Genomic DNA, 11,816 nt, shown 5'->3' with positions numbered 1-11,816 from the left:
GCTCTTAAAATACCGTCCGACTAAGTAAAGGAGATGAATTCGGAATGATAACGATTGAACGGACTTTTAATGCATACTTAGACGAAATGCACATCATTACGATCATACTTCCTTTCAGCTATCATCAGGGACGTTCTTCCGGGTTCTCTCTCCTTACTGACTGGGAAGAAGAGTTTCCTGTTGAAATATTGAAAAGCATGGCGATTGAGGATGCCGTTAAATATACATGCAGAATAGACCATGAAGCGGAATTCGGGAAACAATATTGGATAGTGGATGAATATGGGGGAAAAACAGATCTGCAAATTGGTGCTGTTATTCGTACAAGTGATTTTGATGAGAAATTCTATTATGACGGTCCGCTGGGCTTCTCGTACAGCAAAGAAAAGACGCATTTCAGGCTCTGGGCTCCGACAGCTGCAAAGGTAAAGCTGAAGCTTAAAGGAGCATTGGAGGAGGAAGCTGAGCTTATTCCGATGAGCAGAGAAGAGAGAGGAGTCTGGAGCTGTGATGTAAATGGCGACCTGGATCGTTTTCTTTATTCTTTCCTTGTATGCATTAACCTGGAGTGGAAAGAAGCTGCTGATCCATACGCAGTCTCTTCGGCTATAAATGGGGAATATGGTGCGGTAGTCAATCTGGAAAATACAAAAATTAAAAAGCCGGAGCTTCCGCCGCTTCTGCAGCCCACAGATGCCATCATATATGAAACGCATATTAGGGATTTTACCATTCATCCTGCGAGCGGGGCAGTACAGAAAGGCCTCTATTTAGGAGCGGGAGAAACAAATACCGTTGGCAGAGATGGGGAGCCTACATGCCTGTCATATGTCAAGCAGCTCGGCATTACTCATATTGAGTTTCTGCCGGTCCATGACTTTGAAGGTGTGGATGAAAAAAGTCCAAAAGAAGAATATAACTGGGGTTATAACCCGCTACATTTTAATGTTCCAGAAGGAAGTTATTCTACAGATCCTCTAGATCCCTATTCGCGGATCAGAGAATTGAAAGCCTTAATTCAGGCTGTTCATTCCCAGGGACTTAGAGTCATTATGGACGTAGTCTATAATCATGTTTATATTCGCGAGCATTCTTCTTTTGAAAAAATCGTACCGGGTTATTTCTTCCGGCATGATGAATATGGAATGCCATCAAATGGCACCGGTGTTGGAAATGACTTTGCTTCGGAACGCATGATGGCCCGGAAATTTATTGTTGACTCCGTATCATACTGGATGAAGGAATATCAAATTGATGGGTTCAGGTTTGATTTGATGGGTATACTCGATATTGAAACGATGAATGAAGTTCGCCAGAATGCGGAATTGATTGACCCGTCTGTCATTATTATTGGTGAGGGCTGGGATTTAAATACCCCTATACCGGATGACAAAAAAGCAAGCATCCGCAACCAGGAAAAGCTGCCGGGAATCGGCCAATTCAATGACTGGTTCAGAGATTCCATCAAAGGCAGTACGTTTAATTTATATGATAAAGGTTATGCATTGGGGAATGAGCATTACTATGATGCGGCAAAGCAGGTATTGGCTGGAAGCATTGGCCTTGAAAAAAAGGAAAAAGGCATTTTCCTTTCCCCTTCCCAATCTGTAAATTATGTGGAATCGCATGATAATCATACCCTATGGGATAAAATACAGGTTTGTTCTGAAAATGCGGATCCTCTTGTGCAGCAGCATAAGCACCGCTTGGCAACAGCGATGGTTCTTCTTTCCCAGGGAATTCCATTTTTGCATAGCGGACAGGAATTTTTTCGGACCAAAGAAGGAAATGGAAACAGCTACCGTGCTCCAGATTCCATCAATAATCTGGACTGGGAAAGGAAATCCCATTACTTAAATAATGTTGAATATATTAAAGGCCTGATCAGCATAAGAAAGTCAATTCCTCTTTTCAGGCTTGCCAATGCAGAAATGATCCGGAATTCCATGCAGTTTCTGGATATTAAAAAACCGCTATTAGGTTATGTGTTAACAAGCAGTGATCAAAATACCGAGAGCAGCCATGCAGCCGTTATTATCAATCCTTTAATGACTGAAGAAGAAATATTTCTCCCGGAAGGGGATTGGGACCTTATTGCGGATGAACGTGAAGCCGGTATTTCCACTATTCGCAAGATTAACACCAGATTTGAAATACCGCCATTATGTTCATATGTATTGGTTTGCAGAAGATAGAAGTACTACTGTTCAGTACTATTATTTCAAATATTATCCTTAAAAAGAAAATACTGATGAATCGACCAGAAAAATCTTCATTTTTTCAGATGATATTCCGTAAACCTAAATAGATGCACTTGACGAAAAAAGCCAGTAAGAATAAAATTTATAAAGATGGCTATTGTGAGGGACTAACATCAATAGCTTTTTTTTTATTTTAAAGTCCCCAAACATTGCTGGTTTGTCTTTGCTGATTACTTTGTGCTTATAGGTGCTTTACTTAATTAACCTGATAAACAGCTATATTGGCGAAAATGCATTATAGTCGAATAGAACTAAACATTATTAAGCAACGGCCTTTTTATTGGCCATGGCAAAATAAGTCTTGCTGCAAAAAACAGGGCTTATTTTTCAACTTTTTATTATTTGAACTTCGAGAATTGTCTAGCGCAAGCAGCCTACCCCCTCGAGCTCACAAGCAGATTCCCCTAAAAAGGCAAAAGACGCCTTTCTTGGAGGCCTGTCTTGTGCTTGTCGGTGGTGGGCAAGGCGCTTGCGCTTTTCTACAATGGCTTACTAAATTGCAGGTGAACAATTTTGGAACATTTATTTGGACATGACTGGGAGATTGTTCCCGCCGGAGGGGCGACAGGGGAAGCCTTCTATGCAAAGCACGAAGAGCAGAGGCTCTTTCTTAAAAGAAACTCCTCTCCTTTCCTGGCGGTTCTGTCTGCGGAAGGAATCGTCCCGAAACTTATCTGGACAAAAAGAATGGAAAATGGGGATGTTATAACTGCCCAGCAATGGCTTAATGGAAGAGAGCTAAAAGCTTCTGACATGAATCAGGAAAGCGTGGCAAAGCTCTTGAGAAAAATTCATTCTTCAAAGCCGCTGCTTGGTATGCTGACAAGAATGGGGAAGTCTCCACTGCAGCCCGAAACCCTATTGTGTTTGATTGAGGAAGAACTGGATTGTGATCTGAAGGAGCAGGCTGCTGTTATTCAGTCAGTCGATTTCCTGAAGAAAGAGGTTTCGCATATCCACTGTGAGGAAAATACGGTGTGCCATTGCGATGTGAATCATAACAACTGGCTGCTTTCGGAAAACAACCAGCTGTACTTGATTGATTGGGATGGAGCCATGATAGCGGATCCGGCCATTGATCTGGGAATGCTATTGTATTGGTATATTCCTAAAGAAGAATGGCCAAATTGGCTTGAGCGGTATGGTATTCAATTGACAGATAATTTGCTGCTCCGCATGAAATGGTATGTGATTGCACAGACTTTGACATCGATCCAATGGCATAAAAATAAATTCAGATACCAGGAAATGGAAAAATGGCTTTCCTATCTGGATGAGCTCCTTTAATATTTACGAAAATTGATCTATATCCTGTACCCATTGTGATAATTCATTCTGATGGGATTCAATGTGAGTATCCAATTGGGAAGAATTAATCCCGTGCTGACTGTATTCATAAATTTCTTCTAATACTGTTTTTACGTTTTGATTAATATTTCCGTTGATCATTAATGATTTAACCAATCGTTCCAATTGTTCACATTCTGAAATAGAGCCACAGCAATCTGTCTGATGATTGCTTAAAATATCTTTTAATAAATTTAATTGATCCTGGTGTCCAAGCGGCATGAAAAGCACCCTTTCTATTGAAGCTGAAAATAAAAACAAAAGGAATTCACTTTTAGGTTGTGGATTCCTTTTTTTATTTATTCATTGGCGGATGGTAATTTAGGTGTTTGAGTGCCATTGGGTTAAACTACAAACAAGGGATGAACGACTTTAGTAATCCCCCTGAAAATAAAGTTGCATCACTGCGATAGGCATGATATTGTTTGAACGATATTAATTTTTAGGAGTGTCAACATGCGACAGCGAAATAAACCTTGGGCGAAAGATAAATTAGCCGAATATCCACAATACGTAATTTCAGAACCTGAAAAATATAAAGGAAAGTGGAAGGAAGCCTTCGATAAAGATCAGCCCCTTCATATAGAAATTGGGACAGGAAAAGGCCGTTTCATAACTGGAATGGCAAAAGCAAACCCGGAAACCAACTATATTGGAATTGAGCTCGCTGACAGCGTCATCGTTACTGCTCTGGATCGTATCATCGAGGATGAACTTCCAAATGTAAAGCTTCTGAATGTAAATGCCAATGATCTTCGGGATTACTTTGAAAAAGGCGAAGTCAATCGTGTCTATCTCAATTTCTCAGATCCATGGCCAAAGAAACGCCATGCAAAACGCAGGCTGACTTATAGAAGCTTCCTGGAGATTTATGAAAATATCCTTGGGGATAAAGGGGAAATACACTTTAAGACTGATAACCAGGGATTATTTGAATCGTCTCTTATGAGTTTCTCCGAGTATGGCATGCTTCTTACATTTGTCAGCCTGGACCTTCATAATAGCGATTATGAAGGAAACATCATGACCGAATATGAAGAGAAGTTTTCTTCAAGAGGAAGCCGTATATTCAGATGTGAAGTTCAATACAGATAAGCTAGTCTATCCCGATGGATAGGCTTTTTTTTTGGTATTGCTATATTTCGCTGTTTGCTTGTGCGTGAAATAATTTAAATATTTCTACAAGTAAGCGCTTAAATGTTAATATGAGATAAGGGGAAAGCGAGCGCTTGCTCAGAAAAACTTAAATGGAGGAGATAATGATGGAAGCATTGGAGTTAAAGAACATAAAGCTGTACTGGCTTCGCGGAGGTGTAACACATCTTGATGGCGGAGCCATGTTTGGAGTCGTCCCTAAGCCTTTGTGGTCTAAAAGATATCCCTGCAATGAAAATAATCAGATCGAACTGAGAACAGATCCCATCCTTATTCAATTTGACGGTAAAAATATTTTAGTCGAATCGGGTCTTGGAAACGGGAAGCTGAATGATAAACAGAAGAGGAATTTCGGAGCCCTTGAAGAGTCTTTTGCTGAACAGGATTTAGCAAAGCACGGCTTGTCACCCGAGGACATCGATTATATCCTTATGACGCATCTTCATTTTGATCATGCCTGCGGTCTGACAAAACCGGAAGAAGGAAAATTTTCTTCTGTATTTCCAAATGCCAGAATCATTGCATCACGAGTGGAATGGGAAGAAATGAGAAATCCTAATATTCGTTCAAGGAATACATATTGGAAAGAAAACTGGGAGTCCATCCAGGATCAGGTGGAAGTCTTTGAAGGAGAGTGGGCGCTCGGCCCTATTAAATTGGTGCATACAGGCGGCCATAGTGATGGACATTCTATACTTGTTATCGAAGATGAGGATGAGACCGTCATTCATATGGCTGATATCATGCCAACTCATGCCCATGCGAATGTACTTTGGGTTCTTGCTTACGATGACTACCCGATGGATTCCATAAGTGCTAAGGAAAAATGGATGGGATACGGGCTGAAAAGAAATGCATGGTTTACTTTTTACCATGATGCTTTTTACAGGGCAGTCAAGTGGGATGAATCAGGAAATATTGCTGAGAAGGTGGAAAAGAAACAAAGTTAAAAAAATCCCCATCCGGGGATTTTTTAATACACTTTGAACGTCGATAACTGTCTAGCGCAAGCAGCGTCCCCTTCGAGGTCACAAGCTTGTCTTGTTGCTGCTCCTAGGAACTCGGGTCAAAAGCCGTTTCCTTTTAGAAGGAAAAACACTTCTTTTTGGGAGGACGTGGCGTTCTTAGTCTGCGTTCCTTCGTGGGCAAGGCGCTTGCGCTTTTCTTAATGCAGTGGAAAAACGTCCAAAATGGTTCCAGTCTCTGCGTCGGCAATGAATTCATATTGCTCGGCTTCTTCACCCGAAAACTTCGAAATGCCGCCCTTATAAACCTGATATTTTAAATGTCCTTTTTCATAAGGTTCAGCTTTCATATGAATCCATGATCCGCTTATCGGCCCTTCCTGTTTAAATGCATCCTTTGCATTTGCCAAAGCTTTCTCAGGGGAAACAGCAGTTTTTTGCGACAGCAATTCCCTGGCTGCGTATCCGCTTGCCAAACCAACCCCAACACCTAAGATAAATGACTTCCAATTCATAATTGCACCTCCCCAGGCTGATGATATAAGCAGTACATTTTTACAAATTTTTCTGTTTTCCAATTCTATCTTATCAAAAATAGGCTTGAACTAAAATAAATAATACACAGCTTAAATTTCGCCAATCGAAGTTTCCTGCCTGTAATGCTGGAAAGACGTATGAAAGTTCTGTAAAATGAAATTATACATATCTGCATAGCCAATTAATTTGGAAATTGATAAAGGAGAATAATAATGAACGAAAAAACATTGCAGCTTTTTAATACATTGACAGAGTTGCCAGGGGCGCCTGGAAACGAGCATTTAGTACGGAAATTCATGCGCGAACAAATCAGCCAGTATACAGAAGAAGTCGTTCAGGATAAGCTTGGAGGCATCTTTGGCGTGAAAAGAGGAGATCAAAGCGGCCCGACTGTTATGGTGGCAGGCCATATGGATGAAGTTGGATTCATGGTCACTTCCATAACAGATAATGGCATGATCCGTTTTCAGACACTGGGAGGCTGGTGGAGCCAGGTTTTGCTGGCACAAAGAGTCCAGATTATTACAGATAATGGACCGGTGACAGGAGTTATCGGTTCAATTCCTCCGCATCTTTTAGACGAAGCAAAGCGCAGCAAGCCGATGGAAATAAAGAATATGCTGATTGACATTGGTGCAGATGACCATGAAGATGCGAAAAGAATAGGCATTAAGCCAGGACAGCAAATTCTGCCGATTTGTCCATTTACACCAATGGCAAATGAAAAGAAAATCCTGGCGAAAGCATGGGATAACCGTTACGGCTGTGGTTTGGCTGTGGAACTTTTAGAGGAAGTCCAGAGTGAATCACTTCCCAATATTCTCTATTCCGGAGCAACAGTTCAGGAAGAGGTTGGCTTAAGAGGTGCACAGACAGCAGCAAATATGATTAATCCTGATATTTTCTTTGCTTTGGATGCAAGTCCTGCCAACGATATGACCGGGGATAAAAACGAGTTCGGCCATTTAGGCAAAGGAGCACTTCTGCGGATACTGGACCGTTCAATGGTAACACACCGCGGCATGAGGGAATTTGTTCTGGATACAGCTGAAACGAACAACATTCCTTATCAGTATTTTGTCTCGCAAGGCGGAACAGATGCAGGTAAAGTTCACATATCCAATGAAGGTGTTCCAAGTGCAGTAATCGGCATTTGCTCCCGTTATATTCACACACATGCATCCATTGTGCATGTCGATGATTATGCAGCAGCAAAGGAATTGCTTGTTAAATTAGTAAAAGCCTGTGACCGTTCAACAGTAGAAACCATCCGTCAAAACAGTTAAGCAGATGAGACAGCAGATGCTGTCTCTTTTTCCTGTAATAAGAAAGGAGCTCTCATGAAAGTCATCATTGGTTCAAAAAATCCCGCAAAGATTTTGGCAGTACAAACTGCTTTTAGCCATTATGAAGCTGTTATTATGTCCGAAGATGTGCCCTCAGGAGTGAACGACCAGCCATTCTCGGATGAAGAAACCATAAAAGGGGCCATCAACAGAGCATATGGATCACTCCAAGCATCCCGCGGACAAATTGGTATTGGCCTCGAGGGCGGTGTGCAAAAAACAGAATACGGGCTATTTCTCTGTAATTGGGGGGCTCTGGCGGAAAAAGGGCAGCCTCCGATTATTGCTGGCGGAGCCAGGATTCCTCTACCTGATGGGGTTGCAGCCCGGCTTTTGGCTGGCGAAGAACTTGGCCCTGTAATGGATGATTACGCAAAAAAAGAAAATGTCCGCAAAAATGAAGGAGCTGTTGGGATTTTTACAAATGGGCAAATTAATCGTGCTGACATGTTCTCACATGTCATGAAGCTTCTTATTGGACAATATGAATATAGAAAAAGGGGCTAGCATAGTGCTAACCCCCTTTTTTCTATTCGGTTTCGAAGATGTACGACAAAACTTTCAAGGCCTGGTTGACCGTTTCAACTGTAACATTTGCTTTACTTGACAGCTCCTTTAAAGGGTGATGAAGCTCATTGGGACGGATGAGGATCAGCGGTTTTCCAAGTGCAGCAGCAGCACTTGCGTCCATGGCAGTGTTCCATTGTTTATACTTTTCACCAAACAAAGCAATCACCAGATCTGATTTTTGCATAAGAAGCTGTGTTCTTAAGTTATTGATGCTTGAAGCGGCTTCATCACGGAAGATTGCATCCGGCTGCTTCCCGAGAATTTCCTCTCCGATCATATCAGAACGGTCATGGTTTTCCATAGGGCCTGTAAAATGAACAGGCAGCTGAAGTGATTTAGCTTTCTCCTTTAATTCATTGCGCCAATTGGAATGTATTTCACCTGCTAAATAGACGGTTATTTCCATTCTATTTCCTCCTTTATGCAATATTCTTATATTTTAACATTTCTTCTAAGAAGTAACGCAGTTAAAAGGCTCTCAATCCTTATATGAAGGGTTGTCAGACTATTAAGAAGAAATGTATGATAGGGAAGAATATGAGATTCCATGCAAGGAGGGGACTTTATTATGTATAAAAGATTCACCGCAGCCTTGCTCTTATTAATTTCATTTATACTGCTCAGTGCCTGTTCAGCATCCTTGGAAGAAGAGCAAGCTGCCGCAAAGAATGCTGCAGAGGAAGCATTTAACCTATCACCTGAAAAGACAAATCATGAGTTTGAAGATATAGAATATTATTTGCCTTTCGGCTACGAAGTAGAAGAGGAAAGTCCAAATAACATCATTTTAAAAAATGGCTCCAAACGGTATATCCTTTTTTACAACCAGCACGAAGGTCCGGACAGCAAGGTTGTATATGATGCTACCATAAAGCAAAAAGATGAATATGAAGTTAAAGAGACGTATACAAAAGATGGACATAATGGCTTCCTGTTAATCAACAGCGGGAAAAAAGACGAGCATGAATTGGTAGTCGGAATTGGCGGAGTAAAATTATCTACGCAGGCTGGGACCAGAAATTTATCCTCAGAGGCCGCTGCAATGATGGAGATTGCTAATTCTGTCCAGGTGAAGAACTAAAGCGAAGGGCAATGTCCTTCGTTTTTGTTTTGCATTTTTTTAAAAGAATTTATTTTTAATAAATTATGATAGAAAACCCCTATTATAAAGAACAATAAGAATACAAAAGATTTTATATTACAAGTGTCTTTACATGTGTTATCTTATAGTTGCAGAACTTTTACATAGGGGGAAAATAATGAGAGCCTTTCTGAATAGAAAAGGGGTAACCCTTTCACCTAAAGTATATTTTATAGATGCACTGAGCAGCATGGCCCTTGGATTATTCGCTTCGCTGATCATTGGGCTAATTATTAAGACAATTGGACAACAGACAGATTTCAAATATCTGCAGGATATGGGCACTCTGGCTATGGGGCTTATGGGACCTGCAATTGGTGTTGCAGTTGCGTACGGACTTAATGCGCCGCCTCTGGTTATCTTTTCTGCTATTGCCAGCGGGGCTGCCGGCGCGGCACTTGGCGGTCCGGCAGGGAGTTTCGCGGCTGCCCTTATTTCCACAGAGCTTGGAAAACTGGTCAGTAAGGAAACAAAGGTTGATATCATTGTAACACCGCTGGTTACAATTATGGCAGGTTATATCGTTTCAACATTAATTGGCCCTGGGATCGATTATGGAATGAAGAGCTTTGGCAGCCTGATCATGTGGGGGACAGAGCAAAGGCCAATCATCATGGGCATCATTGTGGCGATATTAATGGGCCTTGCCTTGACGGCTCCCATTTCTTCAGCCGCCATTGCGCTTATGCTTGATCTGCACGGAGTTGCAGCAGGAGCTGCCACGATTGGCTGTGCAGCACAAATGGTCGGATTCGCAGTGAGCAGCTTCAGGGAAAATAAAATGGGCGGATTAGTAGCGATTGGAATAGGAACATCCATGCTGCAGGTAGCTAACATTATTAAAAATCCGCGTATTCTTATTCCTCCTACCCTTGCAGGTGCGGTCCTGGCACCCTTCGGAACGACCGTCTGGCTAATGGAGAACAATGCTGCAGGAGCAGGCATGGGAACAAGCGGGCTGGTTGGCCAGATAATGACTTTTACAACGATGGGCTTTGGTTCAGATGTTTGGATGAAGGTCATTATATTGCATTTTATTGGACCGGCGCTTATCAGCCTGATATTATCTGAATATATGAGGAAAAAAGGCTGGATCCAATTTGGAGACATGCATATCAGCACAGGGGGCGAAAAAAAGTGAAAAAACTGGAATCAGCAGAGCAATTTAATGAGATGCGCAGCAATGGGAAACATATTTTCATGTTTTCAGCTGACTGGTGTCCGGATTGCCGGGTTATTGACCCGGTATTGCCTGAAATTGAAGCAAAATATAAGGAATACACTTTTATTTATGTAGATCGCGATCAATTCATTGATCTTTGCATTGAGCTTGATGTCTTTGGGATCCCAAGCTTTATTGGATTCAGGGATGGCCAGGAACTTGGCCGCTTTGTCAGCAAAGACCGCAAAACCCAGGAAGAAATTGAAAACTTTATTGAAACTCTTGAACAATAAGCCTGCGTACATTTAGTGTTCAAATTTTTACTTTGATTACTGTCTAGCTCCAGCTCCTGCCCTCTCAAGGTGTCGGGGGTGGGAAAGGAGCTTCGGCTTTTAGGCCCTCCTGCATCTCTTTTGAGCAGGAGGGTTTATTAGTGTAAAATGATAGTCGGAAATCAATCCCCATAAGGAGGGGCTTATATATGAAAATGGATAGCAAAAAGATGAAAAATGATTTGGAGCAGCGCTTAGCAAAAGAAAACCGGACTTTCTCTTTTGACAGGGAAAAAGATCAGCTCAGAATCGAAAATAAGGACACTGGAAAAGGAATTACTATCTCTCTTCCGGGCATTATTGCTAAATGGCAGGAGCAAAAGGAAAAAGCGATTGACGAAGTAGTTTATTATGTGGAGGAAGGCCTGGAAGCAATGGTGGAGGATGCCCATTTGTCGGGACATGAAAAAAATATTTTTCCTGTCATCCGATCAACCTCATTTCCAGTTGAGTCACAGGAAGGCATTCCTTTTTTGACGGATGAACATACGGCTGAAACACGAATTTACTATGCGCTCGATCTCGGAAATACGTATCGCCTCATTGATGCAAAGCTTATGGAAAAAGAGGGCTGGGATCCGGAAAGAATTAGAGAAACGGCTCTTTTCAACGTAAGATCCCTGTCGACAGATATGAAATCGGATACTGTTGCAGGCAATACTTTCTATTTCTTAAACAAAAATGATGGATATGATGCAAGCAGAATACTGAATGATTCCTTTATTAAAGAAATGGACAGGAAAGCAGAAGGATCCATGGCTGTTGCCGTTCCGCATCAAGACGTATTGATCATTGCTGATATAAAAAATGAAACAGGCTATGACGTTCTCGCCCAAATGACTATGAGTTTCTTTGCGAGCGGCAGAGTGCCGATTACTTCCCTGTCATTCCTATATGAGAATGGAGAGTTTGAACCAATATTTATTTTGGGTAAGAATAAAAAGAAGTAGGTTTTTAGGGTCACAGCAATGTGGTCCTTTTTTTGTTTAACGCACTGATT

At 41.6% G+C, this 11,816-nt stretch carries 13 protein-coding genes; 10 read left to right on the top strand and 3 right to left on the bottom strand.

Translation table 11 applies throughout. The annotated features are described in order from the left end of the window. Positions 1-44 precede the first annotated feature (44 nt). Both pulA and DFO72_RS04235 read left to right on the top strand, forming a co-directional pair. A complete protein-coding gene (gene pulA / locus DFO72_RS04240; RefSeq protein WP_113882547.1) occupies positions 45-2,195 on the top strand; it encodes a type I pullulanase in 2,151 nt (716 codons plus the stop codon). Positions 2,196-2,774: 579 nt separating this feature from the next. After that, a complete protein-coding gene (locus DFO72_RS04235) occupies positions 2,775-3,548 on the top strand; it encodes a phosphotransferase family protein (protein ID WP_113882548.1) in 774 nt (257 codons plus the stop codon). A gap of 3 nt (positions 3,549-3,551) precedes the next feature. Here DFO72_RS04235 and DFO72_RS04230 read toward each other — a convergent pair whose 3' ends face one another. Continuing rightward, the gene (locus tag DFO72_RS04230) at positions 3,552-3,830 is read right to left on the bottom strand and encodes a YtzH-like family protein (RefSeq protein WP_009333350.1); all 279 of its coding nucleotides are present in this window, start codon (positions 3,828-3,830) and stop codon (positions 3,552-3,554) included. A 234-nt stretch (positions 3,831-4,064) separates the two neighbouring features. On the opposite strand from DFO72_RS04230, the gene trmB reads away from it, so the two are divergent. Then, positions 4,065-4,703, top strand: coding sequence for a tRNA (guanosine(46)-N7)-methyltransferase TrmB (trmB, locus tag DFO72_RS04225; RefSeq protein WP_113882549.1), 639 nt, complete (start codon positions 4,065-4,067; stop codon positions 4,701-4,703). Positions 4,704-4,870: 167 nt separating this feature from the next. After that, on the top strand, positions 4,871-5,713 hold the full coding sequence (locus tag DFO72_RS04220; RefSeq protein ID WP_113882550.1) for a YtnP family quorum-quenching lactonase: 843 nt from the start codon (positions 4,871-4,873) through the stop codon (positions 5,711-5,713). Positions 5,714-5,928: 215 nt separating this feature from the next. On the opposite strand, the gene DFO72_RS04215 is transcribed toward DFO72_RS04220, so the two are convergent. After that, positions 5,929-6,243 (bottom strand): PepSY domain-containing protein, encoded by a 315-nt coding sequence (locus DFO72_RS04215; RefSeq protein WP_113882551.1) that lies wholly within the window; start codon positions 6,241-6,243, stop codon positions 5,929-5,931. A 234-nt stretch (positions 6,244-6,477) separates the two neighbouring features. Between DFO72_RS04215 and DFO72_RS04210 the strand changes: the two genes are divergently transcribed. Both DFO72_RS04210 and DFO72_RS04205 read left to right on the top strand, forming a co-directional pair. Next, positions 6,478-7,551: a M42 family metallopeptidase gene (locus DFO72_RS04210; RefSeq protein WP_113882552.1), complete on the top strand. Its 1,074-nt coding sequence runs from the start codon at positions 6,478-6,480 to the stop codon at positions 7,549-7,551. A gap of 54 nt (positions 7,552-7,605) precedes the next feature. Then, complete coding sequence (locus DFO72_RS04205) at positions 7,606-8,118, top strand: DUF84 family protein (RefSeq protein ID WP_113882553.1); 513 nt, start codon at positions 7,606-7,608, stop codon at positions 8,116-8,118. Positions 8,119-8,140: 22 nt separating this feature from the next. On the opposite strand, the gene DFO72_RS04200 is transcribed toward DFO72_RS04205, so the two are convergent. Continuing rightward, positions 8,141-8,587 (bottom strand): YtoQ family protein, encoded by a 447-nt coding sequence (locus DFO72_RS04200; RefSeq protein ID WP_009333344.1) that lies wholly within the window; start codon positions 8,585-8,587, stop codon positions 8,141-8,143. 162 nt (positions 8,588-8,749) lie between these two features. Between DFO72_RS04200 and DFO72_RS04195 the strand changes: the two genes are divergently transcribed. From DFO72_RS04195 to DFO72_RS04180, 4 genes are all read left to right on the top strand, one after another. After that, on the top strand, positions 8,750-9,262 hold the full coding sequence (locus tag DFO72_RS04195; protein WP_113882554.1) for a hypothetical protein: 513 nt from the start codon (positions 8,750-8,752) through the stop codon (positions 9,260-9,262). A gap of 178 nt (positions 9,263-9,440) precedes the next feature. Then, positions 9,441-10,463 (top strand): PTS transporter subunit IIC, encoded by a 1,023-nt coding sequence (locus DFO72_RS04190; protein ID WP_113882555.1) that lies wholly within the window; start codon positions 9,441-9,443, stop codon positions 10,461-10,463. Then, positions 10,460-10,777 carry a thioredoxin family protein gene (locus DFO72_RS04185; protein WP_243856048.1) on the top strand — a complete coding sequence of 106 codons (318 nt, stop codon included), beginning with the start codon at positions 10,460-10,462 and terminating at the stop codon, positions 10,775-10,777. The genes DFO72_RS04190 and DFO72_RS04185 overlap by 4 nt, the downstream gene beginning before the upstream one ends. Before the next feature lie 188 nt (positions 10,778-10,965). Beyond that, positions 10,966-11,766 carry a DUF1444 domain-containing protein gene (locus tag DFO72_RS04180; RefSeq protein ID WP_113882557.1) on the top strand — a complete coding sequence of 267 codons (801 nt, stop codon included), beginning with the start codon at positions 10,966-10,968 and terminating at the stop codon, positions 11,764-11,766. Positions 11,767-11,816 lie beyond the last annotated feature (50 nt).

Source organism: Cytobacillus oceanisediminis, from assembly GCF_004366035.1.
Classification (GTDB): Bacteria; Bacillota; Bacilli; order Bacillales; family Cytobacillaceae; genus Cytobacillus; species Cytobacillus oceanisediminis_C.
This window is presented reverse-complemented; position numbering and strand designations above follow the sequence as displayed.

What these genes read in the sequence shown, in the direction of transcription:
- pulA (WP_113882547.1), top strand. Translation starts at nt 45, where the DNA reads ATGATAACGATTGAACGGACTTTTAATGCATACTTAGACGAAATGCAC.
- DFO72_RS04230 (WP_009333350.1), bottom strand. Translation starts at nt 3,830, where the DNA reads ATGCCGCTTGGACACCAGGATCAATTAAATTTATTAAAAGATATTTTA.
- trmB (WP_113882549.1), top strand. Translation starts at nt 4,065, where the DNA reads ATGCGACAGCGAAATAAACCTTGGGCGAAAGATAAATTAGCCGAATAT.
- DFO72_RS04220 (WP_113882550.1), top strand. Translation starts at nt 4,871, where the DNA reads ATGGAAGCATTGGAGTTAAAGAACATAAAGCTGTACTGGCTTCGCGGA.
- DFO72_RS04215 (WP_113882551.1), bottom strand. Translation starts at nt 6,243, where the DNA reads ATGAATTGGAAGTCATTTATCTTAGGTGTTGGGGTTGGTTTGGCAAGC.
- DFO72_RS04210 (WP_113882552.1), top strand. Translation starts at nt 6,478, where the DNA reads ATGAACGAAAAAACATTGCAGCTTTTTAATACATTGACAGAGTTGCCA.
- DFO72_RS04205 (WP_113882553.1), top strand. Translation starts at nt 7,606, where the DNA reads ATGAAAGTCATCATTGGTTCAAAAAATCCCGCAAAGATTTTGGCAGTA.
- DFO72_RS04200 (WP_009333344.1), bottom strand. Translation starts at nt 8,587, where the DNA reads ATGGAAATAACCGTCTATTTAGCAGGTGAAATACATTCCAATTGGCGC.
- DFO72_RS04195 (WP_113882554.1), top strand. Translation starts at nt 8,750, where the DNA reads ATGTATAAAAGATTCACCGCAGCCTTGCTCTTATTAATTTCATTTATA.
- DFO72_RS04190 (WP_113882555.1), top strand. Translation starts at nt 9,441, where the DNA reads ATGAGAGCCTTTCTGAATAGAAAAGGGGTAACCCTTTCACCTAAAGTA.
- DFO72_RS04180 (WP_113882557.1), top strand. Translation starts at nt 10,966, where the DNA reads ATGAAAATGGATAGCAAAAAGATGAAAAATGATTTGGAGCAGCGCTTA.